Origin of the sequence: Dethiosulfovibrio peptidovorans, assembly GCA_002748665.1 — a bacterium.
GTDB lineage: Bacteria > Synergistota > Synergistia > Synergistales > Dethiosulfovibrionaceae > Dethiosulfovibrio > Dethiosulfovibrio peptidovorans_A.
Genome location: PDTB01000018.1, coordinates 41,038 through 65,390 on the forward strand (window position 1 = coordinate 41,038; position 24,353 = coordinate 65,390).

Annotated in this window: 26 protein-coding genes; 23 read left to right on the plus strand and 3 right to left on the minus strand. The window is 56.3% G+C overall.

Annotated elements, in window-relative coordinates; genetic code table 11:
• Positions 1-42: 42 nt before the first annotated feature.
• Genes CSA35_03955 through CSA35_03990 form a run of 8 tightly spaced genes read left to right on the plus strand, consistent with a single transcriptional unit; the run spans position 43 to position 6,248 of the window.
• A complete protein-coding gene (locus CSA35_03955) occupies positions 43-594 on the plus strand; it encodes a bifunctional pyr operon transcriptional regulator/uracil phosphoribosyltransferase (protein PIE54780.1) in 552 nt (183 codons plus the stop codon).
• Complete coding sequence (gene pyrB, locus CSA35_03960) at positions 594-1,511, plus strand: aspartate carbamoyltransferase catalytic subunit (GenBank protein PIE54781.1); 918 nt, start codon at positions 594-596, stop codon at positions 1,509-1,511. Before CSA35_03955 ends, pyrB begins: the two co-directional genes overlap by 1 nt.
• Positions 1,511-2,446: a hypothetical protein gene (locus CSA35_03965; protein ID PIE54782.1), complete on the plus strand. Its 936-nt coding sequence runs from the start codon at positions 1,511-1,513 to the stop codon at positions 2,444-2,446. The genes pyrB and CSA35_03965 overlap by 1 nt, the downstream gene beginning before the upstream one ends.
• Positions 2,430-3,176: a dihydroorotate dehydrogenase gene (locus CSA35_03970; protein PIE54783.1), complete on the plus strand. Its 747-nt coding sequence runs from the start codon at positions 2,430-2,432 to the stop codon at positions 3,174-3,176. Before CSA35_03965 ends, CSA35_03970 begins: the two co-directional genes overlap by 17 nt.
• Positions 3,169-4,080 carry a dihydroorotate dehydrogenase B catalytic subunit gene (locus CSA35_03975; protein ID PIE54784.1) on the plus strand — a complete coding sequence of 304 codons (912 nt, stop codon included), beginning with the start codon at positions 3,169-3,171 and terminating at the stop codon, positions 4,078-4,080. Before CSA35_03970 ends, CSA35_03975 begins: the two co-directional genes overlap by 8 nt.
• A 10-nt stretch (positions 4,081-4,090) precedes the next feature.
• Positions 4,091-4,828, plus strand: a complete 738-nt coding sequence (locus CSA35_03980; protein PIE54785.1) for an orotidine-5'-phosphate decarboxylase — start codon at positions 4,091-4,093, stop codon at positions 4,826-4,828.
• Positions 4,825-5,403 carry an orotate phosphoribosyltransferase gene (locus CSA35_03985; GenBank protein PIE54786.1) on the plus strand — a complete coding sequence of 193 codons (579 nt, stop codon included), beginning with the start codon at positions 4,825-4,827 and terminating at the stop codon, positions 5,401-5,403. The genes CSA35_03980 and CSA35_03985 overlap by 4 nt, the downstream gene beginning before the upstream one ends.
• Entirely contained in the window at positions 5,400-6,248 is an 849-nt protein-coding gene (locus CSA35_03990; protein ID PIE54787.1) for a hypothetical protein, read from the plus strand. The genes CSA35_03985 and CSA35_03990 overlap by 4 nt, the downstream gene beginning before the upstream one ends.
• Before the next feature lie 57 nt (positions 6,249-6,305).
• Here the strand turns inward: CSA35_03990 and selD are convergent, their stop codons facing one another.
• On the minus strand, positions 6,306-7,412 hold the full coding sequence (gene selD, locus CSA35_03995; protein PIE54788.1) for a selenide, water dikinase SelD: 1,107 nt from the start codon (positions 7,410-7,412) through the stop codon (positions 6,306-6,308).
• 314 nt (positions 7,413-7,726) lie between these two features.
• Here selD and CSA35_04000 point away from each other — a divergent pair, with 314 nt between their 5' ends.
• The 14 genes from CSA35_04000 (at position 7,727) to CSA35_04065 (ending at position 19,879) form a co-directional block, all read left to right on the plus strand.
• Positions 7,727-8,251: a YfcE family phosphodiesterase gene (locus tag CSA35_04000; GenBank protein PIE54876.1), complete on the plus strand. Its 525-nt coding sequence runs from the start codon at positions 7,727-7,729 to the stop codon at positions 8,249-8,251.
• Positions 8,252-8,333: 82 nt separating this feature from the next.
• On the plus strand, positions 8,334-8,849 hold the full coding sequence (locus tag CSA35_04005) for a chemotaxis protein CheW (protein ID PIE54789.1): 516 nt from the start codon (positions 8,334-8,336) through the stop codon (positions 8,847-8,849).
• A gap of 20 nt (positions 8,850-8,869) precedes the next feature.
• On the plus strand, positions 8,870-9,697 hold the full coding sequence (locus CSA35_04010; GenBank protein ID PIE54790.1) for a phosphatase: 828 nt from the start codon (positions 8,870-8,872) through the stop codon (positions 9,695-9,697).
• Positions 9,612-10,769: a low-specificity L-threonine aldolase gene (locus CSA35_04015; protein ID PIE54791.1), complete on the plus strand. Its 1,158-nt coding sequence runs from the start codon at positions 9,612-9,614 to the stop codon at positions 10,767-10,769. Before CSA35_04010 ends, CSA35_04015 begins: the two co-directional genes overlap by 86 nt.
• Positions 10,766-12,334 (plus strand): N-acetylmuramoyl-L-alanine amidase, encoded by a 1,569-nt coding sequence (locus CSA35_04020; protein ID PIE54792.1) that lies wholly within the window; start codon positions 10,766-10,768, stop codon positions 12,332-12,334. The genes CSA35_04015 and CSA35_04020 overlap by 4 nt, the downstream gene beginning before the upstream one ends.
• On the plus strand, positions 12,331-13,050 hold the full coding sequence (locus CSA35_04025; protein ID PIE54793.1) for a hypothetical protein: 720 nt from the start codon (positions 12,331-12,333) through the stop codon (positions 13,048-13,050). Before CSA35_04020 ends, CSA35_04025 begins: the two co-directional genes overlap by 4 nt.
• Positions 13,051-13,061: 11 nt before the next feature.
• The gene (locus CSA35_04030) at positions 13,062-13,829 is read left to right on the plus strand and encodes a ribonuclease PH (GenBank protein PIE54877.1); all 768 of its coding nucleotides are present in this window, start codon (positions 13,062-13,064) and stop codon (positions 13,827-13,829) included.
• Positions 13,795-14,412 (plus strand): non-canonical purine NTP pyrophosphatase, encoded by a 618-nt coding sequence (locus CSA35_04035; GenBank protein PIE54794.1) that lies wholly within the window; start codon positions 13,795-13,797, stop codon positions 14,410-14,412. The genes CSA35_04030 and CSA35_04035 overlap by 35 nt, the downstream gene beginning before the upstream one ends.
• A 51-nt stretch (positions 14,413-14,463) precedes the next feature.
• A complete protein-coding gene (gene secG, locus CSA35_04040; protein ID PIE54795.1) occupies positions 14,464-14,691 on the plus strand; it encodes a preprotein translocase subunit SecG in 228 nt (75 codons plus the stop codon).
• A 10-nt stretch (positions 14,692-14,701) separates the two neighbouring features.
• Positions 14,702-15,742: a nicotinate phosphoribosyltransferase gene (locus tag CSA35_04045; protein PIE54796.1), complete on the plus strand. Its 1,041-nt coding sequence runs from the start codon at positions 14,702-14,704 to the stop codon at positions 15,740-15,742.
• A 207-nt stretch (positions 15,743-15,949) separates the two neighbouring features.
• Entirely contained in the window at positions 15,950-16,378 is a 429-nt protein-coding gene (locus CSA35_04050; protein ID PIE54797.1) for a 50S ribosomal protein L13, read from the plus strand.
• A gap of 25 nt (positions 16,379-16,403) precedes the next feature.
• The gene (locus CSA35_04055) at positions 16,404-16,796 is read left to right on the plus strand and encodes a 30S ribosomal protein S9 (protein PIE54798.1); all 393 of its coding nucleotides are present in this window, start codon (positions 16,404-16,406) and stop codon (positions 16,794-16,796) included.
• 291 nt (positions 16,797-17,087) lie between these two features.
• Positions 17,088-18,446 carry a magnesium transporter gene (mgtE, locus tag CSA35_04060; protein PIE54799.1) on the plus strand — a complete coding sequence of 453 codons (1,359 nt, stop codon included), beginning with the start codon at positions 17,088-17,090 and terminating at the stop codon, positions 18,444-18,446.
• A 26-nt stretch (positions 18,447-18,472) separates the two neighbouring features.
• Positions 18,473-19,879 (plus strand): transporter, encoded by a 1,407-nt coding sequence (locus CSA35_04065; protein ID PIE54800.1) that lies wholly within the window; start codon positions 18,473-18,475, stop codon positions 19,877-19,879.
• A 229-nt stretch (positions 19,880-20,108) separates the two neighbouring features.
• Here CSA35_04065 and ade read toward each other — a convergent pair whose 3' ends face one another.
• Complete coding sequence (gene ade / locus CSA35_04070) at positions 20,109-21,827, minus strand: adenine deaminase (protein ID PIE54801.1); 1,719 nt, start codon at positions 21,825-21,827, stop codon at positions 20,109-20,111.
• 105 nt (positions 21,828-21,932) lie between these two features.
• Complete coding sequence (locus CSA35_04075) at positions 21,933-23,234, minus strand: guanine permease (protein PIE54802.1); 1,302 nt, start codon at positions 23,232-23,234, stop codon at positions 21,933-21,935.
• A 165-nt stretch (positions 23,235-23,399) separates the two neighbouring features.
• Between CSA35_04075 and CSA35_04080 the strand changes: the two genes are divergently transcribed.
• Complete coding sequence (locus tag CSA35_04080) at positions 23,400-24,350, plus strand: D-glycerate dehydrogenase (GenBank protein PIE54803.1); 951 nt, start codon at positions 23,400-23,402, stop codon at positions 24,348-24,350.
• Positions 24,351-24,353: the final 3 nt, after the last annotated feature.

Below are 24,353 nucleotides of genomic sequence, written 5' to 3' on the forward strand. Positions count from 1 at the left end.
CCTGTTATACTCTCCCCAGCTGACCTATAAGGAGACTGGGACATGGGACTTAGGGAAAAAACGGAGGTCATGACCGGGAAGGAGATGAACAGGGTGCTTCATCGAATCGCCCGGGAGCTTGTAGATCGGAATCGAGGGCTCCGAGATCCGGTGGTCCTGGGGATTCAAAGGCGAGGAGTCTACCTTGCGGCTCGGCTTCGGAAGATCCTTCAGGGGAAGGAGGGCACAGAGATCCTTGGAGGCGAGCTGGATATCACTCTTTATCGGGATGACCTTGCTGTCCTTTCCGATGAGCCGGTGCTCCACAGTACCATGGTCCCTACGGATATATCGGGAAAGACGGTGATCCTGGTGGACGATGTCATCTTCACGGGAAGGACGGTCCGGGCGGCTCTGGAAGCTCTAATGGATCTGGGGCGGCCTTCGTCCATCCAACTGGTGGTTCTGGTGGATCGGGGGCATCGGGAACTGCCTGTCCAGCCCGATTACCTGGGTGCGACGGTGACCACGTCTAAGAACGAGGTGGTGGAGGTCCACGTCCGGGAGCTGGACGGCGAGGATCGGGTGTGTATCTGTGAAAAGGAGGCTCTCTGATGCCTTGGGAACGAACGAGTTTGACCGATCTGAACGACTGGACGAAAGAGGATTTTCGGTGTTTTCTGTCTCTGGGCTTGGCTCATAAGGCATCGTTGTCCCATCGTGCCCGTAAGCAGGAAATTCTCCGGGGACGTACAGTGGTTAACCTCTTTTTCGAGCCGTCCACCCGAACCAGGATATCCTTCGAGATTGCCGAGCAATTTCTGGGCGCTGATGTGGTGAACTGGTCATCCTCGGGCTCCAGTCTCTCCAAAGGAGAGACCCTTCGGGATACGGTCTGGACCCTGAAGGCTATGGGGGTCGATGCTCTGGTGGTTCGCCACAGCATGGCCGGTTTCCCCCTTTTTCTCCAGAAGCTTCTTCCCGGGGTGGCGGTGATCAACGGTGGCGACGGGGCGAGAAGTCATCCCACTCAAGCTCTTCTGGACCTCCTATCGGCGTACGAGGCCCTGGGAGACCTGGAAGGTGTCCCCATGGTGATTGTCGGAGACGTTCGGCACAGTCGGGTTGCCCGGTGTGTGGCCAAAGCTTTTACCTCCATGGGAGCCTCGGTGTTCTTCGCTGGCCCTCGATCTCTGATGCCGGCTAACGTGGAGGCTTTGGGTGGAACCTATGTCGAGGACTCACGCCAGGCGCTTCGGATCTCTAAAATTGTCTACCTTCTGCGGATCCAGAGAGAGCGCCAGGATCAGGGGCTCTTTCCCTCCTTTCGGGAATACCATCGCTTCTTCGGTGCCGATCCTGACGAGCTTCGGGACGATGCCTTGGTGATGCATCCCGGCCCTATCAACAGGGGAGTCGAGATCTCGTCTTCGGTAGCCGACGGCCCCCAAAGCCTGATTCTGGATCAGGTCCGAAGCGGTGTGGCGGCCCGAATGGCCGTTCTGGAGCTGTGTCTTGGAGGTGAGCGCTGATGTCCCATATCGGTTTTGTCGATCTCTTTGTTCCCTTGGGACATCCTCAAAAACTTGTGGCGATGGCTCGAGAGGGCGGCTATACTGTGATAGGGGCTCTCTCCTCTGAGGTATGGACCGATGGAGACCTGACAACTCTTTCTCTTCCAGAGGTCTTGAACGACGATGGATCTATGAGGGAGATCCGAAGTGAGGTGGAGGCCACAGGTGCATCCATGATCTACGGTGGCCGTTCTCTGGGGGGAAACAGCCTTGTCCTTCGGAACGTCATGGCCTATTGCTCCGGGATCGGGGTCCGACTGGCCCTGATTCCCGACGAGGAGCCTCTCTCCAGAAACGCCCAGGTTGCCGAGGGACGAGCCTCGTCTCTCTCAGGTATGACCGGATTTCCGAGGATTGCTGAGGTAATAGGTGTATTTCGGGCAGCGCTTCTGGCCCGGGAATATGGCGTGCCCCTTCATCTACATGGGATCTCCACCAGGGAGGGACTCGACCAGGTCCGTCGCTGGAAGGCTGATGGATTGGATGTCACCTGTTCGGTGATCGCACTCAGTCTCTGTATGAACGAGGAGGACCTGATTCGATCCGAGTGGAATCCGGCACTCAAGGGGGAGATCCCCCTCCGGTCCGAGGATGATCGGTTGGCTCTCTGGGCAGGGGTGGCCGATGGCACGGTAGACGCCGTGACCAGTGGACATAGTGATGTCGATCCAGAAGATCGTGTTGTCCCTTTCCAGATGGCGCCTTTTGGGTATACAACCCTTCCGGGTGCAGCTCGGTCGGTGGTGGATGTCTGGCGTCGGGATGGCTACGGGGTGACTCCAGAGCGCTTGGCGTCCTGCCTTAGGAGCGGTCCCGCCCGACTTTTAGGGATGACCGATCTGGACGATGGACTATTGCTTCAGGATCTGATCAACCATGACCCTACCCGTTGACGACCGACTGGTCACGGTCATCAAACAAGAGAGGGCAGGGGAGGGAGTATATGCCCTGTCCCTTCACTGTCCTTCGGCCTCTGTCTCGGCCATCCCCGGTCAATTCGTCCTGATCAGAGACCCCTCGTGGGGGATGGACCCTCTCCTCATGCGCCCCTTCGCCGTTGCTGGAGTTTGGGAAGATCGCTTGGAGGTCGTCTATCGAACCGTTGGGCGAGGTACCGAGCGTCTTTCACGATGCCTCCCAGGGGACGAACTTCTCCTTCGGGGCCCTGTGGGCAGGGGCTTCCGTGCGCCTGCTTCACCTCCTATTTATGTCGCCGGTACCTTGGGTGTGGCGCCCTTGCTTTTTGCCCGTCAAATATTCGGTGGCGGACGTTTCATCCTTGGTGTTCCCGATGCCTCCTGGGCCCCGTTTGTCCGGTGGGTCCTTGAGCGGTGCCCCGAGGTAGAAGTTTTCTGCGATGACGGTACTATAGGCACCAAAGGGTCAGCTCTTCGGGGAATGAGCTCCGGCGAATCGTCGCCGATCCTGGCATGCGGCCCCATGGGCATGATGACCGCCATGAGCAGCATGGATCTGGTTGATGTCCAGGTTAGTCTTGAAAACCGTATGGCCTGCGGCATAGGCGCATGCTGTGGTTGCGTAACTGCCGCTGAGTATGGGCACCTTCGGGTGTGTGCCCAGGGACCGGTTTTCGACTTGAAGGAGTTGAGGCATCATGGCTGATCTGTCTGTTGGGATCGGCGCTCTACGGCTCCGATCCCCCGTGGTCCTCGCGTCTGGGACCTGGGGATACGATGAGCCCCTTTGGCGAGAGGACCTCATGACCTCAGTGGGGGCCGTCTGCTCCAAGGCCATCACCGAACTCCCCCGGGATGGAAATCCCGGGACTCGGATTTGGGAAACTCCCTGCGGTCTTCTGAACAGTATCGGTCTTCAGAACACCGGTATAGACGATTTCGTGGATCGAGTGATCCCCCTGCTGAAAGATCGGGGAACACCGCTGGTGGCTAACGTGTCCATGGAGGACGAGGCCGGATTAAATCGGATGGTAGAGCGGCTCCTCCCTTTGGCCTCCGATGTGTCCGCCATTGAGCTGAACGTCTCCTGCCCCAACGTGGACCACGGATGCATGTCCTGGGGTGTGAGTCCCGACCTGACGGCTCGGGCGACAGCCATGGTTCGGGAACTGTGGAGTGGTCCCCTGTGGGTGAAGATGACCCCCCAGGCCCCGAATCCTGGAGACGTGGCTCGATCCGCTCAGGACTCCGGAGCCGACGCCTTGGTGGTTGCAAACACCTGGCTCGGGATGGCCGTCGATGTTCAGAATCGTCGTCCTGTCTTTCAGCGGGCCGTTGCCGGGCTCTCCGGACCGGCGGTCTTTCCCCTGGCCCTTCGCCTTGTCTGGCAGGTAGCCGGTGCCGTCTCCATTCCGGTAATAGGCTGCGGCGGCGTCTCCTCCGGTGAGAATCTTCTGGCCATGGTTATGGTGGGAGCTACGGCCGTGGAAGTGGGAACCGGTCTCTTTGGAGATCTTCACCTTCCCGAGAGAATATTGGAGCAAGTGGCGTCCTACATGGACGAAGAGGGTGTGACCGATCTTGCCGACCTGATCGGTATTGCCAGATGAGACAAACAGGATGAAAGACGTGGAAGGAGGAACCCCTGTGGATAGAGATAAAGACTTGCCGTTGATCCTCGCCCTGGACCTCGACACTCTGGCCGGGGCCAGAGGCACGCTGGACATCGTTCGAGATCGAATCAGATACGTGAAGATAGGCCCCAGGCTTTTTGCTCTGGGAGGTGTTCCATTCGTGACCGAGATGGTGGACTACGGCTTTAAGGTCTTCCTGGATCTGAAGCTTCACGACATCCCCAACACAATTCGATTGGCTGTCCAGGCCTTCAGCGACATCGGGCTCTGGTCCTTGACCCTTCATGCTGCCGGAGGACGCCGGATGCTGGAGGAAGCCGTATCGGCTCGGGACCGCTCCCGGTCGTCCATGAAACTCTTTGGCATATCTGTCCTTACCAGCTTTGATGACCGCCTCTGGAACGAGGCTACTCCTGGTTGTCCCATGACTGATGCCCTGAGAAGCCGCTCCTGGCTCTGTGATGATGTTGGACTGGACGGGGTTGTCTGCTCCCCTCTTGATCTGCCTATCATCGGCGAAGGACGGGAGGGCTTCCTTAAGGTCGTCCCGGGAGTTCGTCTGGCCTCCTCGGAGGACGACCAGACCAGGGTTGCCACCCCCGCTCAGGCCTTTAAAAACGGTGCGGACTATGTGGTCATGGGGCGGCCAATCTACCGTGCCGACGATCTGGACCAGGCCATGGACCGGATCACCAGTTCCATAAAGGAGGGGCTACTGTCATGACCGTTCAGAATACAATCGAGGAGATGATGATCCAGTCGGAAGCGTACCTCAAGGGACATTTTCTCCTCTCTTCGGGGAAACACAGCGGCCACTACATGCAGTGTGCCATGATGCTTCGCTGTCCTGATAAGGCAGCCTTTGCCGGTCAGGCCATCGCCCAGGCTCTGGAAGGGATTGCCGTGGATTTCGTTGTCTCGCCGGCCATCGGAGGGCTCATCATCGGTCATGAGGTCGCTCGAGGGCTGGGTGTGCCCTTTTTGTTCTGTGAGCGGGAGAACGGGGCCATGACCCTGCGCCGGTTCCCGGTAGAGCCCAACCAACGGTTTGTGGTGGTGGAGGATGTCATCACCACCGGCGGATCGGCTGCCGAGGTGGGGGAGCATCTCCGGGAACGTGGTTGCATCTGGGAGGCTACGGCCTGCATCGTCGATCGGAGCGGAGGAGCCCACCGGTTTGACAACGACCCCATCTCCCTGTGGGCGACCTCCTTCCCGGTCTACGCTCCGTCGAACTGTCCGCTGTGTGATCAGGGAAAACCCCTGTGCAAACCCGGCAGCCGTCCGGGGGACCGATGATCCACCGCTTCTCTCAAGTGCTCAAAGGGACCGTCCTTCTGTGGATAGTATCTCTTCTCATGGCATCTCCCTTGTGGGCGTCCCGATGGCCTCTTGCCGTCACTCATCCCTGCCTTTCGTCTCTGGTCGCCTTTATCGGAGGCGCCAACATTGTGGTACAACCACTAGCCCGATGGGATAGAGGCCGGCTGGTCAGACTTCACCCCGACTTCCAGGGCCTTTCAGCGTTGGCCCTAGATCGTCGGGATGCTGCTGTCTACGGTCTGGATCAGAACGCTGATGTGGTCATCACTCTCTATCGAGACTTTCCCGTTGATCGACCAATCGAGGAAGTTTTCTCCGATCCTGCCACGTTACCCTTTCTGGGCCAGAGAGTATTGGGCGCCATCTCCGGCTTAGACCCCGATGAATACGAATACTACCAACGTCGCCTTGCCGAATTTCAAAGCCGGCTGGATAGTACCGTCTCCATGGGACGCCGAATTCTCAAAGGTGCCAGGATACTGATATTCTCCGAGACACTTGAACCCCTCTTTGTCGCCGCTGGGTGTAACGTCACCCTCCCGTCGGAGGATTTGCTTCTGGCTCTTCAGAGTGCTCTCAAGCCTCAAAGCGGACTTACCGAAAAAAAACTGATCGACCTGTTGAATCGATGGAGCCAGGATATGGATGCCGTTGTCGTGGGCCAGGAGATGAACGGCAAGATTTTGAAGCTCATCCCCGAACTCCCCAAGTGGATAGTAGCCGTTCCTCTGGACGAATCGGTCGATCCCCTGGTAGTCCTCTACGATAGATACCTTGCGGTGTGGAACGTCCTTCGATCCGACCAGGCTCGAAAACGTTGATAGATTCCCGTAAAAAAGGCCGCTCGACTCACATGTCGATCGGCCCTTTACAGGTCATCACATGCCTTCCGTAACCCTCAACGCCCCATCGCCTTGCTCAAAACGGCCGATGAGTGTACACTCCCCACAGCCCGAGTTCCGGGCCAGATCCATCACCCGATCGACAGCGTCGGGTGGCGTCGCTAAAAGCAAACCACCGCTTGTCTGGGGATCGAACAACACGTCTATCCTCTCCTCGGCAAAGTTCAGACCGGTCACCTGTTCGCCATACAGGTCACGGTTCCTATACGCACCAGCTGGAACCAAGCCCATGGCAGCGAGCTCCAGGACCCCGCCCATGATTGGCAGTGACGAGACATCCAGGAGCAAATCCACATCACCTGCCGAGAGCATATCCAGGCAGTGTCCCACGAGACCAAAACCCGTCACGTCGGTGCAGGCGTGAATTGTCCTTCTCAGGTCAAGAGGCATATCCAGAGGCAAACAGTTCAACTTTCCCATCCATCTGGCGGCCTCATCGGCCCATCGGGGATTGTCCAACATGTCAGCCTTGACCGCCGTGGTGAGGATACCGCTCCCCAGCGGCTTGGTGAGGAGCAGCTGATCCCCGGGTCTGGCCCCACTTACCCTCCAGAGAGCCTCTCGTTCCACCTCGCCGAAGACGCATAAGCCGTACTTGGGCTCCTGGTCCTCAACGCTGTGCCCACCGGCCAAAAAAGCTCCTGCTTCCGAAACCGCTTCGTGCCCACCCTTCATAACCTCCTTCAACGTGCCAAGAGATAGGGCTTTCACGGGAAACGCGACGATATTCAGGGCGATAAACGGACGCCCCCCCATGGCGAAAACGTCGCTGATGGCGTTGGCAGCGGCGATCCGGCCCCATTGCCTGGGGTCGTCCACCACAGGTGTGATGAAATCCAAGGTCAAAATTCCCAGTCGACGATCATCAATTGTCCACAAAGCGGCGTCCTCTCCGCAGTCCCATGTCGTGATGAGACGGTCATCCTCGGGAAGCGGAAAGGATCGAAGCATCTCTTCCAGGTCCGCCGGACCTATCTTGGCGGCTCAGCCGCTGGTCTGAGACATCTCCGTGAGACGAGCCATGGATAGTTCCTCCTTCGCATAGTATAAAAAACATGCATCATAATTATACACTATATGCATTGTATGTGTCAGAAGAAGAGAGAGTTTTTTCTCTTATCGGGTGCCTTCCTCGTTCGTATGGGGTCGATATCGATAACACGTAGATACATACGAAGAAGGAGCTTTAGTTCCAGAGGCTGATGCCCCGTTGGCTTTCTTCCATCCGCTTTGCTCTTTGGTTTGCCGCTGTTTTTTCTGAAGCGCTAAACATATCAAACACACGAGCATCCAATGAGCTTAAGACTGCCAATTTTGTCGTGGGCTTTATGCTTTCGTCTTTTGGGGCCTTCCGGTACAATAGCTGTAATGGAGAGGTGGTAAGGGAGGCGATCTTTGTGGAGTCCATCGGTGTGATTTCCGATACGCATGGGGATCTGTACTCGTGGCAGAAGGCCCGAAAACTCTGGGGTGATGTGGAGTTAGTGCTTCATGCTGGTGACGTTTTGGGTCATTTAGGCCAAGAGGCATCGGATCACCTCGCCAACGAGATGAATGAACTCCCCGTCCCTCTGCTCATCGCCCGGGGAAATTGTGATCGAGATGAGGATCAGGAACGGCTTCGATGGCCGCTCCTGTCACCGTACGTGATTCTGTGGTGGCATGGTCGAACTATTTTCATGGCTCATGGTCAGATATTTTCTCAGGTGCGGGATTGGGCTCGGGCGTTTTCACCGTCCCTGGTGGTGACGGGCCATACCCATGTGGCTTCTTTGGTTCGTGAGGGGCCAACTTTATACCTGAATCCGGGTTCAGCCAGTACTCCTCGAGGACGTGATCCTGCTGGAGTTGCCATAATTACCCGAGAGTCGGTGGAGCTCGTTACCCTGGAGGGTTTTCAGCTTCATGTGGAAAGATGGTAAACTTCACTTGGAAAGATGGTAAGCTTGGAAAGATGGTAAGATAGAGCAATTAAGATACGAACCGAGCAGAGGAGGTCTGTCCATGAGCCCCGCTCAGGAAAAGCAGAAGATCAACGAAGCGGATATGTACGCAGAGGATGTGAGGAAGGGGCAGGAGAAGATCATTCTGGTCTTCGGCCTGAACGAGGAGAATTTCGGTCTAGATGTTCGGGATATTCGGGAGATCGTCCGGGTTCCGCCCGTGATCACTCGTGTGCCGAATGCTCCAAGCTACATAAAGGGTGTGATCAATCTTCGTGGGACAATTGTTCCCGTTTTGGATATCTCGATCAGGATAGGCAGCGACTCCAACGAGGTGACGTCCGAGTCTCGGATTATCGTCGTGGAGTACTCGGATGTGCTTTTCGGTATCCTCGTGGACAACGTTCGGGAGGTCAATACGATCTATGAATCTCAGATTGAGCAGGTGACCGATCTGGAGTCTTCCGTGGATCAGGAGTTCATGCGTGGCGTCGCCAAGATGGATGACGGACGGCTTATCGTCCTTCTGGATTTGCCGGGCCTGTTTCAGATCGAGGTTCTGGTTGACGAGAGATAGGCGTTTTTCAACAGGGCTGCATGATCCTCGTTGACCTCCATACCCATAGCACTTGTTCCGATGGGACGGTCTCCCCTCAGAGGCTGGTCGAGCTGGCTTGTCGGTCATCAGTGGCTGTTCTCAGCCTGACAGATCACGATTCGGTAGAGGGGGTGCCGTCTTTTCTTGCTGCCTGCCAGCGGCATGGGGTTCGGGGGCTGGCAGGCGTGGAACTCTCCGCCGAATTTCCCTCGACGATGCATATCCTGGGATATGGCTTCGATCCTGGCCATGCCGGTTTTCTTCATAAGCTCAACGACATACGGACGATGAGAAATCAGCGAAATTACAAGATTATCGATCGTCTTCGGTCCATAGGTGTTGACCTGTCCATGGAGGAGGTACAGGCGTACTCGGGGGGGACGGTCGTTGCCCGTCCACATCTGGCTCGTGCGATGGTGGAGCGAGGATATTGTGCCACGATGAGAGAGTGTTTCGATCGGTACCTCAAGCGAGGGGCCCCGGGTTACGTTCCGAGGGTGCGACTTTCCCCACAGGAGTGTATTGAGTTGATCCGTTCGGCTGGAGGTCTGGCGGTTCTCGCACACCCGATCCAGACAGCCAGGGATATAGGCGATCTTAGGCCCATCGTGAAAAATCTCAAGGACATGGGACTGTGGGGACTTGAATGTGTTTCAGCTCATCATAGCCCTGAATGGGTGTTTCGGTACATGGAATTGGCCGGTGAGCTTGGCCTATTCCCCACGGCGGGGTCGGATTTTCATGGGGCTAATAGGCCGGGTGTGTCCCTTGGAGTGCTTGTCGACGACGATTTTCTGCCCTGGGCTCGACTCGGGGTTTCTCTGTAAGCCTGACACAATAAGGGAGGTTTTTTGCGTGAAGACCGTCGATTTACGGAGCGATACGGTGACTCTTCCGACTCAGGAAATGCGTCGGGTTTTGGCCGAGGCTCCTGTTGGGGATGCCGGCTATGGTGACGATCCCTCGGTTAATGAACTTGAACGACTGGGTGCCGAGATAACCGGGCAGGAGGATTGTCTGTTTGTCCCCTCGGGAATTATGGGAAATCTTATTGCGATTCTGAGTCACTGTCGTCGTGGAGATGCCGTGTTGGTGGGAGATCGGGCTCACATGTATCGATACGAGGGGGGCGGAATGGCCGTCCTCGCAGGGATTTTGCCCTATCTCGTTGACGATATTGCCGGTGTTCCGACGCCTGAGGCGATTCGTGCGGCCTGTCCCGTTCGTGATGTTCACTTTGCTCAGCCGTCTCTTCTGTGTCTTGAGAATACCCATAATGATCGGGGCGGTCTGGCCGTGTCACCTCAGAATTTTGCTCAGGCACTTGAGTCCGGTCGTGATGCGGGCCTTGCGGTTCATCTGGATGGGGCACGGATTTTCAACGCGGCTGTCGCTTGGGGGGTTGATATCAAGGAGTACACTGTCTCTGTGGACTCTGTTCAGTTCTGTCTCTCCAAGGGACTGGGCGCACCTATGGGATCTTTGGTCTGTGGATCCCAGGAGTTTATAGCCCGGGCCAGGTTCGAGCGAAAAAGGCTTGGCGGTAAGCTTCGGCAGGCGGGTTTTATGGCCATGGCAGGGCTCTATGCTCTGAAGCACCATGTCTCTCGTCTTGCCGACGATCATCGTAACGCCGAGCTGGCTGAGTCTCTTTTGATGGAGAGAGGGCTGGCGACGGAACCAGTCTTTCCTGGAACCCGACGGACGAACATGGTCTATTTTAATCTCCCCGAGAAGGTTCAGGACGTGCCGGCATTTGCGATGGCCTGTGCCCGTCGAGGGGTGTTGTTCAACGCTTCGGAGTCACCAAGAGTTCGCCTCGTCTTTCACCTGGGCGTGGAGGAGGAAGACGTTCGATCGGCGGTTTCCGTCATTCACGAGGAGGTCCAGCGGTTTTGATCAAGCAGGGTGACCTATGGCGTTGGCCTGTTCGTGTGATTCTCTTGGTCCTTGTCGTCCTGTGGGCTTTTGCCGCCTGGGGGGAGACATGGCAGGTAATGCGCGATGGGCGGCCCGTTGGGACAGTGGTGGTTCGGGATCACGACGGTGAGGTCTTCGTCTCCGTCGGTGAGATGGCTCGTCTGTTGGATTGCTCTCCCAAGTTGGTCAACGGCACGTTGAGGGTTCAGCGGGGGGCGACTCTGCTTCAGGTGATTCCAGATGCCGCAGCGGTCTGGCTCGGTCATGAGATAATTCCCCTGCGTCGAAAGGCTTTTTTGGCTGATCAAAGATGGTGGATGGACGCTCAGTCGGCTCTGATTACGATGGAAAAGCTCCTGGCAAAATCGGGCTCAGTGGCGGCTCTCCGATGGCGAGGCCAAGGCTCCCCCGAGGCGAGGACGGAGGATCCGCCAGAATCGACCGTCTCCTGCCCCTCTTCGAATCCTCCCGCTTCCTCTCGATCCTCGGTTCCCGTTCAGATCAGGTGGGGCGTTCATCCTGATCGGGTTCGGTTGGTGTTGGAAGGGGCAGAAAAGCCCCGCTATCGTGTGTTTAAGGACAGCGTTCGTTTCGATCTGTCGTCGGAATCAGAGACTCGCTCTCCCGATCCGGCCGTGGTGGTCTCGACCAAACCGTCGGGATCACGATGGACTCTGTCGGTTTTGGCCCGAGGCTGGAAGGTTCACGTTTTCGAGCTTACGGAGCCCGCACGTGTTGTAGCCGATTTTCTTCGTCCTTCTGAATCGAAGCCCACGCCGGCGTCCGATCCGTCTGTATCCGAGTCGTTGCCTCCGGCATCCAAGCCGTTGCCATCGTCGAATCCGTCCCCTCGCCATCCCCAGCCGAGTAAGAAGAAACGCCCTCTGGTCGTGATCGATGCCGGGCACGGTGGCAAGGATCCCGGTGCCAGGGGGAATGGGTATAAGGAAAAGGTGTTGGCTCTTCAGATCGCTCAGAAGCTGGCTAAGCACGTTCAGGCTATGGGCATGGACGCTCGGCTGACCCGCCAGGATGATCGGTATCTTCGCCTGGCGACGAGGACGTCGCTCGCCAACAAGTGGGATGGCGACGTTTTCGTGAGCATACATCTGAACGCTCTGCCAAAGGGGCGTCACGCGAAGGGAATGGAGATATATATCATGGCCCTGCCCACTGACAAAGATGCTATGGCTTTGGCGAGGATCGAGAACGCCGAGCTGGTGGATGGCTCTCAAGGGCGAGGGGGCGATGCCAAAACAGATATGTTGCTTAGCATCCTGGGCGACATGCAACAGAACAACAAGATCCGGGAAAGTACAAGTTTCGCCGAGGCGTTATTTGCGGCGGGGCGGAGTGGCAATTTGCCCATGCGACGAGTAGCCCAGGCTCCATTTTTTGTCCTCCGAGGAGCAGCTATGCCTGCGGTGCTCATAGAGACTGGCTTTATAAGCGAACGCTCCGAGGCACGACTTCTGGCCCATCCAGAGTATCAGGATAAGATTGCCAGGTGTATGTCCAAGGGTATCAAGGCGTTTCTACGATGAAAGGGGTTGGCTCCGAGATGGATCAGTTTGACGATGAGGCTTTTCGGGCGTATCGATCCTCCCGACGAAAACTCCGGGTTAATCGGGGAGGAGATGAGACTGGTGGTCCTTTACGCTGGATTTCTCGTCTTATGGCCTGGGGGGCATTGGCGGCTGTTTTCTTCGCTCTGGGATATGTTTGTTCTGGATGGCTTCTCAACTATATGGACGAGCGAGGTCTAGGGAGTCAGCCCGACGTGGTGTCCTCGCCCGAGCAGGTTGAGAACCTGATGAACTCAAGCGGTGAGGGCGTCCAGACTCTCGTTGATATGGGGCGCCGGGTGATTTTCCCTCTGTATGTTCCCGGTGCCAAGGGAAAGTTGACCCGAGTGGAGGTCAAGGTCCTGTCCGGGCTCATGGAGGAGGATCTAACTAAGGTTGTGAACGTTTTATTGGAACATCTCGAAAAGGAGGGCGTGTTTGCCTCTGATGTGGGGCTCAAGCATGTGTTCAGAGATGGTGAGATGCTGTATTTGGATTTCAACGAGTCCTTTAAGATCGCTCTGTCCAAGATGTCCGCCAAGAAGGGGGCCTTGGTGATGACCGGCTTGGTTCGGACCGTCGTTGAGAATTTTGTCCCGGTGACCCGGGTTCAGTTTCTCGTCGACGGATCTGTGGAGAAAACAGCAGGAAAGATTTCCCTGTCAGTGCCGTGGGAACTGAGAAAAAGTTCCTGATGGAGGGGGCCATGGCCGATAACGAGTGGCGTCGAGAGGACGGACGTTTGTGTGATGAGCTCCGTTCCGTCAGCTTGGAGCGGGGTGTCAATTGCTACGCGGAGGGCTCCTGTCTTGCGTCTTTTGGGAAGACGAAGGTCCTCTGCACGGCCTCGGTGGAGGAGAAGGTCCCGCCTTTTCTTCGAGGAACTGGCTCAGGATGGGTGACAGCCGAGTACTCTCTTCTTCCCCGATCGACGTCCACTCGGGTGATGCGGGATATCACTCGAGGACGGCTCAATGGCCGAAGTAGCGAAATCCAGCGTCTTATAGGCCGATCCCTTCGTGCGGCGGTCGATTTGAAGTCCCTGGGCGAGCGGACGATCTGGATAGACTGCGACGTTCTTCAGGCTGATGGAGGAACCAGAACTGCGGCCATCACAGGAGGTTTTGTCGCATTGGTGGATGCTCTGCGGGAGCTATGGCGCTCGGGGCGGTTGTCCTCCATTCCCCTGAGAGCTCAGGTGGCAGCTGTGAGTGTTGGGCGATTTTCCGGTGCTGTCATGACCGATCTGTGCTACCTTGAGGATTCTCAGGCCGACGTAGATATGAACGTGGTCATTGATGGGCAAGGTCGTTTTATAGAGCTTCAGGGAACCGGAGAGGGTGCTTCGTTCTCCAGAGACGAGCTGAACCGGATGCTGGACCAAGCATCTCGGGCTGTGGAGAAACTGACGATCCTTCAGGACAGGGTCATTGACATGGATGACGAGGAGGTCGAGGCCCTTGCGTCTTCGTGAGATGGTTATTGCCAGTGGCAATCGTCATAAGTTCGATGAATTTCAGCGTTTGCTGTATCCCCTGGGGGTGACTCTTCTGTTTGGAAAGGACTTTGCCTCTGTCGATGTGGAGGAGACGGGGAATTCTTTTTTGGAGAACGCCTCCCTCAAGGCTTGTGCCTGGGCATGGGAGACAGGGCGTCCTTCCCTGGCCGACGACAGCGGTATCGAGGTTACGGCTCTGGATCGTCGGCCCGGGGTGCGCTCTGCGAGGGTCGGCGTCGACGATGCCGCATGTCGTCAGTGGCTTTTGGATGCTCTGGCTGGGATAGATGACCGCTCGGCCTGCTACACCGCTGCTTTGGTACTTGCTCTTCCCGACGGCTCTATAGCTTGGTCCGTCGAGGAACACTGCTTCGGCGATGTCGCTCTTGAGCCTCGGGGGGCGAACGGTTTTGGGTACGATCCCCTTTTTATCCCTCAGGGGTACGAGATGACTTTTGGGGAGCTGGCGCCGGACGTGAAGTCCGTGATCTCTCACAGGGCGAGGGCTGCGAGATGTTTTGTCTCGTGGCTTGCGTCGAAGAAAAATATGATACAATAACTCGGCTGTGACCTCGAAGGTCATCGGCGCAACGGGAGGTTTGAAAAAATTATGAAGATCGCTATATCTCTCCTGCACGTTGTTCTGTGCCTGATCCTGATGGCTGTGGTGCTCATGCAGCACAGGAAACAAGGTGGGTTCGGTGGGATTTTTGGCGGTGGAAGTCAGGCCGATATGAGCGGCTCAAGCCAGTGGCAACGTTTTACCGCTTTGACCAAGATCACCGTGGTCGTCACGACTCTGTTCATGATCACCTCTGTGGCCTTGGTTATCATCTGACGGCGTCGTAATGTCTCATCGGTCCATATCCCGCCTGAAGGACGTGGCCGAGCTCTCCGTGTCGGATGACCGGCTCTCCAGTGCGACTCACGACGAGATCCTCAGGGGAGAGACTACGGATATCTATTTTGTCAAGACCAGAGATGTCCTGACAGCTGGCGGGCTTCTGGATACGCCTGTGACAGCCGAGATCTTTACAAGAAAACCAGGTGTCTTTGCCGGTCTTTCTGAGATATTAATTCTTTTAGCCGGTAGAGATATCAGTATGTGGGCTCTGGCTGAAGGGGATAACTTCGGGGAACGAGAGACTTTAGTCCGAATCAAAGGGTCCTATGGGGTCTTTGGAATGCTGGAAACTGTCTATCTTGGGATGCTGGCTAGTGCGACTGCCTGGGCCACGGCAGCTCAGGCGTGTGTCCAGGCTGCTGATGGCAAGCCTGTTCTTTGTTTCGGCGCCAGGCATGTTCATCCTGCGGTGGCTCCCGTGATGGAGAAGGTCGCGGTGACCATCGGAGGATGTCATGCTGCCAGCTGTATTCTCGGAGCGAAGCTCGCCGGAAAAGCCCCCTCGGGGACCGTGCCTCATGCGGCGATTCTCGTTGCGGGCGATACCCTCAAACTCGCCGAACTGTACGATCAGACCCTGTCCCCGGACGAACCTCGTCTCGTTTTAGTTGATACTTTCAAGGACGAGGCTGAAGAATCCCTTCGAGTAGCTCGGGCTCTGAGGGACCGTCTGTCGGGGGTTCGTCTTGATACGCCGGCGGAGCGAGGTGGCGTCACCCCGGAACTTGTCCGAGAGATTCGGTGGCGTCTCGATCAGGAGGGGTTCTCTAAGGTATCCATAGTGGCGTCCGGTGGGCTGAATCCCGAGCGGATCCGCCTTCTCTCCGATGCCGGTGTGGACGCTTTTGGGGTGGGGAGCTATATCTCCAACGCTGAACCCCGAGACATGACGATGGATATAAAAGAGGTGAACGGTCATCCCGTTGCCAAACGGGGTCGCTTGCCCGGGGTTCAGGAGAATCCTCGGCTTCGTCGAATTATATAAATCTGCTGCCTCCAAGGACAACCTTCGCCGACGGATGCGACAGGGGTGCCACACCCCTCCCCTTCGTCTTTTGTTGTACTGCCTGTCGGATGACGAGGCTCCCCAGGGTCCTGTGTTGTTTTTTGGATTGGTATGATGCAGTATGGTCCATTACACGTACCTGACGTATTTTTTGAACACTACAATAATCAAGGAGAGTGTTGGGTAATGAACGACAACCGCACCTTCATGGCTAAGAAAGAGACGTATCAGCGAAGTTGGTACGTTGTGGATGCTGCCGAGAAACCTCTCGGTCGTCTTGCAACTCAGGTAGCCATGGTCCTCATGGGTAAGCATAAGCCTACGTACACCCCTTACGTCGATACCGGTGACTTTGTTATCGTGATCAACGCCGAGAAGGTCAAACTCACCGGCCGCAAGGTGGAAAAAAAGGTCTACGGTCACAGTGGGCATCCCGGGGGGTTCAAGGAGGCCACCTATGGCGAGATCCTTGCCAAATACCCAGAGCGGCTTATCGAGAGGGTCGTCAAGGGTATGGTTCCTCGAAACAAGCTTCAATTTCACCGAAAACTCAAGGTCTATGCTGGGCCGAATCATCCTCATTCTGCCCAGAAGCCCACGGCGCTAGATGTCTAGTTTGAGAGATGGAGGGATATTGAACATGGACACTTCTTTTACCTGGGGCACGGGCAGGAGGAAGAACGCTATTGCCCGGGTCCGGATTGCTCCCGGCGAGGGGCAGATTCGGGTGAATAACCGTGAGGTTGGCGACTACTTTCCTCGGATGTGCTGGGTGGCTCAAGCCCTTGAACCTCTCAAAACGGCTGGTGTTGAGGGCAAAATCGATGTTTTCGTCAACGCTCATGGGGGTGGATTGACGGGCCAGGCTGGTGCTGTGCGACTTGGGATTGCAAGGGCTTTGATCAAACTCAACCCTGATCTTCGCCCTGTTCTCAAGAAAGCTGGAATGCTCTGCCGGGATTCCCGGATGGTTGAGCGAAAAAAATACGGCCAGAAGGGCGCTCGGGCCAAGTACCAGTTCTCCAAGCGGTAAAGAAATCCTTTTCTTTCGGTGGGACCGATTTCTCGGTCCCACCGATTTTTTGCATGTCCTTTGCTGTTGTCGTTGACCAGGAGAAAGGCAGGGATGTATGATAGGTTTTGCCCAGCACGTTTGCTGAAGACGAGGACTCTAAAAAGGAAGATGATTATGGATCACGATTCAGTTCCGTTGTATCGACCATTGGCACTCTGTCTGTTGCATAGATCACGTTGTCGCTGAGATTCGGTCTCTCTCCTTTGGGAGCCGCCGACGCTCTGCGGTGCCCGTAAGGAGGCTGTTGCCATGACTGGGATGAACCGCTTTCAGGAGGAATTCCCCCTCATAGAGGGATATCTACAGGAGAGAGCCTATCTCAAGGCTAAGGAGGCTCTCTCTTCCATGGAGCCCGCCGATGTCGCCGAGGGGTTCGAAGCTCTTTCTCCGACTCATCTCGTTCTGTATTTCCGACTTCTCCCTAAGGATCAGGCGATTGAGGTCTTCGAGCTTATGGATTCTGACGAGCAACAGAAACTCATCCAGCACGTTACCGACAGTGAGGTTGCCGAGATCATCGAGGAGATGTCGGATGATGATCGGACTGAGCTTTTCGACGAACTCCCTGCCAAGACGGTCAAGAAGCTTCTTCGACAACTTTCACCGACTGAGCGAATCCTGGCTAATCGTCTATTAAATTACCCAGAGGACTCTGCTGGGCGGATAATGACTCCTGAGTTCATCGACCTCAAGAGTCAGATGACGGCCGAAGAAGCTGTGGTTCGTATTCGGGCCACCGCCCGGAAGAAGGAGACCATCTACACCTGTTTCGTCATCGACGAGGCTCGACATCTATTGGGCGTGGTCGAGCTTGAGGATCTTATCATGGCCGAACCTCATACAAGAGTGGAGGCCATCATGGACGACGATCCCGTCTGTACCCTGACCACTTCCGATCAGGAGGATGTAGCGAAACTGATGTCCCGGTATGATATCCATACGATCCCTGTGACCGATAAGGAGGAGCGTCTCGTGGGTATCGTCACCTTCGACGATGTGTTAGATATTCTGGAAGAGGAGGCGACGGAGGACTTCGAGCGAATGGCCGGTATTCAGCCAGTGGAGGACAGCTATCTGGACGTCGGTCTCTTCACCATGGCTCGTAAACGATTCGTGTGGCTGGTGATCTGTATTCTGACCGAGGCTCTGACGTCATCGGTCTTAAAACATTATTCATGTACGATCCAGAGCGTGGTGTCCCTGACGTTTTTTATCCCCCTTCTTATCGGTACAGGGGGGAACGCCGGAACTCAGGCGTCGACATTGATGATCCGAGGCATGACCATTGGCGACATAAAAAAGAAAGATATAGGCAGAATTTTGCTTCGGGAAACCGGCTCCGGCTTGCTTTTGGGCGGTGCTTTGGCGCTTTTGGGGTTAGCTCGGGCTTTCATGTTGGAGACCGGACCGGAGGTCGCGTTCACATTGACCGCCGCTATCGTTGCCGTGGTGCTTATGGGAAATCTTGCTGGTGCTGTGCTCCCCTTGATTGCCCGATTCCTTAAGCTGGATCCGGCTATTATGTCCGGTCCCTTCATCACGACGATAGTCGACGTTTTTGGCCTGATTGTCTATTTCGAGATCGCTCGGGTCGTTCTGAGAGTTTAAGAGATACGAAGGAGAGGATGTATAGTATGCGTTTGTCCGTTCTCTTATACCGAACGAGCCTGGCGCTGTCCGTGCTTGTTATTCTTCCCTGTGTGGGGCTGGGAGAGGTCTTGGTCTCGGGGGATATGCTCTCAGTTGAGGCGGTCTTGAGCTTGGCCTACGAACATAACCCGTCACTTATGGCGACTGTTGCACGAGAGGAACAGGCCAGGCAGGAGATCAACCAGGCCGAGGCAGCCGCTCTGCCTCACTTGGGAGCCTCCTTGGTTGCCCGTTTCTCACATGAGGCCGCGACGTATCCCGTTGTGGGGCCCGCTGGTCCTCTGGGGTTGGCCTATGCGGGATACCGAAATGCGTATCAGGCAGGTCTCTCTCTGAACTGGATCATCTACAGCAGCGGTGCCGTCTCCGGCACGATCCGGGCTAAAAAACTGGCATTTTCTGGTGTGAGGGCCAGCTCGGTGCGAACCGGTCAGGCGGTGGAGAACGCTGTGCGGAAGGCGTACTACGGTCTTCAGCGTGCCAGGGCTAAGCTCTTAGTGGCGCAGGATTTTTTGTCCCTGGCAGAGAAGCATCTGACCCAGGTGGAGTCTTTCTATACCTATGGAGTCGTGGCCAAGGATCAAGTGCTCCGGGTTCAGGTGGACATCGCGGACGGTAAACTGAACGTTATTCGGGCCTCCAACGCCGTAAACGTAGCCTGGCGGGCTCTGGAGCGGGCTGTGGGAATCGATCTTCGCGAGGATCACCACATGCCCGAGCCTCAGACGGAGGTCCAGGTTGTTGCCCCTCTGGCTGGCAATTTGGTGGAACAGGCTATGACGAAGCGTCCCGAATTGGTCGCTTTAGAGTGTTCCCGTCGCTCGGCTTTGGCGTTGGCTGGAGCTGCTGCTGGTACCCGGGGTCCTCAGGTCGGCCTCAAGGGGGAGTTGAAGAATACCGACGATTCTTTTTTCCCCAACGATGACGATGATTGGGTGGTTACTTTGTTTGCCACGTGGGAGCTCTACGATGGCGGGGAAAGCAAGGCCAAGGAAAGGCGCGCTCGGGCTGCGGCTGCAGAGATGCTTCACTCGATGGATGATCTTCAAAAACAGGTGGAGCTGGAAATTTCGTCGGCTCAGTTGAATCTGGAGTCAGCCTTTCAGCGGATAGAGGTCGCTCGAAGTCAGGTCGCCAGCGCCGAGGAGGATTATCGAATGGCTGTCAAACGATACTCTGCCAGTGTCGGGACCAACATAGATGTTCTCGACGCTCGAGTAGCACTGACCAATGCCAGAACCCAGCTTGTTGACGCCGTGTACGATACATATTCAGCCCGAGCCGATCTCGACTATGCCATGGGCGTCTCCCGCCGCTTTATCCTGGACTCCGAGAGTGTCAATAACCAAAGCAAAGACCTCCCTCAGTGTTCAGAGAGAAAATCACGGTAAAGTTCTCCTGCTCAGGGATTCTGGCATGGGGTGATCAGGTAGGGGTTTGTGCGTATTCACAGCTCCGTCCCTCTTGCATCTTGATACGTCGTCCCTTCTGCATACCCCACATCTGAGCGGATAAAACCTTCCTGGTCCCTCCCCCCCCTGATCGTGATCCTGGGGCTTGATCCTGTATGCGGCCTCAGCGGAACTGTTTCTTACCCTGTGCCTGGTTCGTCTTGTTGTATCAGACGAACAGGTCCAGGGCACCGCCGGCATTCAGGTCGACGTAGCCCTGGTCGGTAAGCTTCAGTGCCGGGATAACCGACAGAGACAAAAATGCCATGACCATGAAGGGATGTTCGGGGGGAGAACCGAGGGCTTGAATCGCCGTCTCCAGTTCCTGGTAGCGTTGTGCAAGATCCTCGGGATGCTGGTCGCTCATGAGCCCTCCTACAGGAAGAGGCAGGCGGCCCAGCACGTCTCCGTCGTCTACGGCGACGAAACCTCCTCCCATCTCCCGAAGCGCGGTCAGGGCGGCAATCATGTCTTGATCGTTTGTTCCGATGACCCCGAAATTGTGAGCGTCATGGGCTACCGAGGAGGCCAAGGCGCCTTGTCTCAATCGCATGCCGTGTACGAAACCTAGGCCAAACCGACCGCTTCCTGTGTTTCGATCCACAACGACCATCTTCAGCAAGTCCCGATTTGGATCGGAGACCACTCTTCCGTCGAGAATCGTTGGAGGCAGGGTGAGGTGGTCGGTGATCACCTGGCCTGGTTTGACTCCGATGACCCGGATGGATGCCTCGCCCCGGGCAGGGATGAGCAGATCCTTCACGGAGGGAAGCGGCGTGTCTCTCCTGGGCGATGGGTATTGTCGTTCCCTGGGGAAAGGGCCTTCCACCAGGATTCCATCTTCGACGACGAGTACCCCATCCTTCCAGACCAAACATGGGATGCACGTTTTCAGAGAGTCCACCAGTACCATATCCGCTCGGTATCCTGGTGCGATGGCTCCTCGGTCTCTCAGGCCGAAGTACTCGGCGACCGAGAGGGTCACCATCCGGAGGGCTGCCAGGGAGCTGATTCCCAGATCCTGCGCCATGCGTATTTTCTCGTCCATGTGGCCCCGATCGATCAGGTATGGGACGTTCAGGTCATCGCTGACCATCATACATCGGGAGCACCGGCGCTCATCTTGAACTATGATGGGAGCCAGGTCCTCCAGGTTGTGTTCGCTGGCACCGGATCGGATCATGAGCCACATGCCGAGCCGAAGCTTGTCCATGGCCTCGGGGATCGTGTAGGACTCGTGGTCCGAGTCGCATCGGCTCAGGAGATAGGCGCACAGGTCTTTGCCCATCAGGCCCGGAGCATGTCCCGTTCGAATCTGATCTCCCGAGACCAGGATCTTGGCCCAGACCGCTGGGTCACCGCTCAGTACCCCCGGATAGTTCATCACCTCGCCGAGGGCGGTACACCATCCCCTACGAAACATTTCGGTCAAGGCCAGGGCATCAAGTTCCTCAAAGGGGGTCTCGAAGGAGGAGGCAGGCACGCAGGACGGAGCGTTGAGAAAAACGTCCAAGGGGAGTTTTCGGGACGCCCGGTGCATGTACTCCAGTCCGGCCATCCCCGATGTGTTGGCGATCTCGTGAGGGTCAGCAAAGACGGCCGTGGTCCCTCTGGGAAGGACGAGTTCGGCGAATCCTTCAGGGCTGACCATGGTACTCTCTATATGGCAGTGTCCGTCGATAAAGCCGGGAAGGAGAACCCCTCCGCCCCCATCTACAGTCTCAACACCCTCGTAATCCTGACCGATACCCACGATCCGATCTCCAGATACAGCGACGTCGGCCCTGAGTATCTCGAAACTGAAGAGATTGGGCACCATCACGTTAGTGATGACCAGATCAGCAGGGATGTCTCCCCGAGCCTGTGCTAGGTTGTGCGCCACGTTCACCTTGCCTCACTCCTTTCCTTTTTGGCCTCTTTCAACCGAAAAGGGACAAAAGAGGGACAAGGGCGGAAAGGCACCTCGTCCCTCAGCGATTCCGGGCTCTGCCCTTTAGACCAACAGTTCTTTGAGGAGGAAGACGGCGAAGAGTCCCCACATGATCGGGCTGATCTCGTTCCTGCGGCCGGCCACGAATTTGAGGATGACGAAGGTGAGGATGCCGAACTCGATGCCCGTGGCAATGCTGTAGCTGAAGGGCATCATGAAAACGGCCACTGCGGCGGGAACCAGGTCGGTGAAGCTGGAGAAGTCCATGTCTTGAAGGCTCATCATCATGTACACGCCTACCATAACCAAAGCCGGTGCTGTCGCGCAGGCCGGGACGATGGAGACGATGGGGCTGAAGAAGATGGCTAGAAGAAACAACAAGGCCGTGACCAGGGCAGTCAGGCCGGTTCGCCCACCCTGCTCCACACCGCTGGCGCTTTCAACGAAAGACGTGATGGTGGACGTTCCGATCATGGCTCCGACTGTGGTCCCAACGGCGTCGGCGAAGAGAGCGCTTCTGGCTTTGGGGAGGTTGCCCTGGGCGTCCAGCATCCCGGCTCGGTTGGTGACTCCGACCAAGGTCCCTACCGTGTCGAAAAAGTCGACGAAAAAGAAGGTGAAGACGATGATCCAGAAGGTGCCGGTGGCCAGTTGAGAGAAGTCGAGTTTCATAAAGATCGGGGCGATGGAGGGCGGCATAGATACAAATCCCTGGGGCATGGGGGCCACTCCCAGAGGAATAGCGAGGGCAGTTATCGCGAGAATTCCCCAGAGAATGGCGCCTTTGATGCGGTGTGCCTCAAGGCCCATCATAATCACAAAGCCGAGGAGGGCCAGGAGCGCCGGTTTAGCCGCCAGGCTTCCGAGCCCTACGAGGGTGGCTGGATTGTCGACAATAATACCAGCTCCTTTCAGGCCAATCAGGGCGATGAAAAAACCTATCCCCGTGGATATCCCGATCTTGAGGGACTTGGGGATGCTGTTGACCACCGCTTCCCGGACTTTGGTCAGGGTGAGAAGGATGAAGATGATTCCTTCGATGAAGATAGCGGCCAGGGCGACTTCCCAGGATATCTTCATACCGATGACCACGGAGAAAGCGAAGAAAGCGTTGAGCCCCATGCCACTGGACAGGGCTATGGGGTAGTTCGCCATGATGGCCATAAGGGTGGTGGCGAAGGCGCTGGCGAGACACGTGGAGACCATTACCGGGCCGAAGGGCATGCCTGCTTTTGAGAGGATACCTGGGTTTACGAAGATGATATACCCCATTGTCATGAACGTTGTGATCCCCGCCATGATCTCGGTGCGAATGTCGCTTCCTGCTTCTTTCACCTGAAAGTGCCTATCGAGCCAGCTTGTCACGATAATCCCTCCCATGCAATTATTGATGGTGCTTTATTTAAGTATGCTAATATTATTGTACCGTGAGCTTTGGGGTTTTTCAACGGAGAGGCTGTTGGTTAGAATCACGTTTTTGAATGTCATATGCGTGGTTTGACTTATGAGTTGTTACAAAGGAGGTCTTGTATGAACAAAGTTTATGTCAGTCATCAGATCCCAGAGGTCGGTCTCAGCCTCCTTCGGGATCGGGTGGAGCTTCGGGTGTGGCAAGGGCCTGGTCCTGTTCCAAGGGAGGTCTTTTTGAATGTCGTATCCGACGCTGATGGGGTTATCGCTACCTTGACCGAGCGGATCGACGGCGAGTTCTTTGATCATGCTCCCCGGGTGAAGGTGGTGAGCAACTACGCTGTGGGCTACAATAATGTCGATGTGGCAGAGGCAATTGCTCGAGGCGTTCGGATTACCAACACGCCGGGTGTTCTCACCGAGGCTACGGCCGACGTGGCCTTTGGATTGCTTATGGCAGCTGCCAGACGTTTTTCCGAGGCCGAGCGATTTCTCAGGTCTGGTCAATGGCTCTGTTGGCATTCCACCATGCTCCTGGGGCGGGAGATCTTCGGGGCAACTCTGGGACTCGTGGGATATGGACGAATCGCTCGGGCTGTGGCCCGGCGGGCACGAGGCTTTGGGATGACGGTGCTCTATCACACGCCGAGTGGCCCCAAGCCCGATGTACAGGATGCCAGTTGGGTTCCTCTGGAGGAGCTTTTGAGGAAAAGCGACTTTGTGAGTCTTCACTGTCCTCTGACTGAAGCCACGCACCACCTTATCGGTGCGGCGGAGCTGGCCGCGATGAAACCCGACGGAGTACTTATCAACACGGCTAGGGGCGATGTAGTTGATCAAGAGAGTCTAGTAAGGGCTTTAAAAGATGGAAATATCATGGCCGCTGGTCTGGACGTGTATAGTGACGAGCCTCTTGCTGTGGATGATCCGTTGCTCAGTTTGGACAATGTTGTCTTACTGCCTCACATCGGTAGTGCTACAAGGGAGGCTCGTGAGGCGATGGCCGTCATGGCCGCGTCCAACGTGTTGGCGGTTCTCGATGGAGATTCGCCGAAAAATCCTGTGAATTAAAGA

What these genes read in the sequence shown, in the direction of transcription:
- CSA35_03955 (PIE54780.1), top strand. Translation starts at nt 43, where the DNA reads ATGGGACTTAGGGAAAAAACGGAGGTCATGACCGGGAAGGAGATGAAC.
- pyrB (PIE54781.1), top strand. Translation starts at nt 594, where the DNA reads ATGCCTTGGGAACGAACGAGTTTGACCGATCTGAACGACTGGACGAAA.
- CSA35_03965 (PIE54782.1), top strand. Translation starts at nt 1,511, where the DNA reads ATGTCCCATATCGGTTTTGTCGATCTCTTTGTTCCCTTGGGACATCCT.
- CSA35_03970 (PIE54783.1), top strand. Translation starts at nt 2,430, where the DNA reads ATGACCCTACCCGTTGACGACCGACTGGTCACGGTCATCAAACAAGAG.
- CSA35_03975 (PIE54784.1), top strand. Translation starts at nt 3,169, where the DNA reads ATGGCTGATCTGTCTGTTGGGATCGGCGCTCTACGGCTCCGATCCCCC.
- CSA35_03980 (PIE54785.1), top strand. Translation starts at nt 4,091, where the DNA reads ATGAAAGACGTGGAAGGAGGAACCCCTGTGGATAGAGATAAAGACTTG.
- CSA35_03985 (PIE54786.1), top strand. Translation starts at nt 4,825, where the DNA reads ATGACCGTTCAGAATACAATCGAGGAGATGATGATCCAGTCGGAAGCG.
- CSA35_03990 (PIE54787.1), top strand. Translation starts at nt 5,400, where the DNA reads ATGATCCACCGCTTCTCTCAAGTGCTCAAAGGGACCGTCCTTCTGTGG.
- CSA35_04005 (PIE54789.1), top strand. Translation starts at nt 8,334, where the DNA reads ATGAGCCCCGCTCAGGAAAAGCAGAAGATCAACGAAGCGGATATGTAC.
- CSA35_04010 (PIE54790.1), top strand. Translation starts at nt 8,870, where the DNA reads ATGATCCTCGTTGACCTCCATACCCATAGCACTTGTTCCGATGGGACG.
- CSA35_04015 (PIE54791.1), top strand. Translation starts at nt 9,612, where the DNA reads ATGGGGCTAATAGGCCGGGTGTGTCCCTTGGAGTGCTTGTCGACGACG.
- CSA35_04025 (PIE54793.1), top strand. Translation starts at nt 12,331, where the DNA reads ATGAAAGGGGTTGGCTCCGAGATGGATCAGTTTGACGATGAGGCTTTT.
- CSA35_04030 (PIE54877.1), top strand. Translation starts at nt 13,062, where the DNA reads ATGGCCGATAACGAGTGGCGTCGAGAGGACGGACGTTTGTGTGATGAG.
- CSA35_04035 (PIE54794.1), top strand. Translation starts at nt 13,795, where the DNA reads ATGACGAGGAGGTCGAGGCCCTTGCGTCTTCGTGAGATGGTTATTGCC.
- secG (PIE54795.1), top strand. Translation starts at nt 14,464, where the DNA reads ATGAAGATCGCTATATCTCTCCTGCACGTTGTTCTGTGCCTGATCCTG.
- CSA35_04045 (PIE54796.1), top strand. Translation starts at nt 14,702, where the DNA reads ATGTCTCATCGGTCCATATCCCGCCTGAAGGACGTGGCCGAGCTCTCC.
- CSA35_04050 (PIE54797.1), top strand. Translation starts at nt 15,950, where the DNA reads ATGAACGACAACCGCACCTTCATGGCTAAGAAAGAGACGTATCAGCGA.
- CSA35_04055 (PIE54798.1), top strand. Translation starts at nt 16,404, where the DNA reads ATGGACACTTCTTTTACCTGGGGCACGGGCAGGAGGAAGAACGCTATT.
- mgtE (PIE54799.1), top strand. Translation starts at nt 17,088, where the DNA reads ATGACTGGGATGAACCGCTTTCAGGAGGAATTCCCCCTCATAGAGGGA.
- CSA35_04065 (PIE54800.1), top strand. Translation starts at nt 18,473, where the DNA reads ATGCGTTTGTCCGTTCTCTTATACCGAACGAGCCTGGCGCTGTCCGTG.
- CSA35_04080 (PIE54803.1), top strand. Translation starts at nt 23,400, where the DNA reads ATGAACAAAGTTTATGTCAGTCATCAGATCCCAGAGGTCGGTCTCAGC.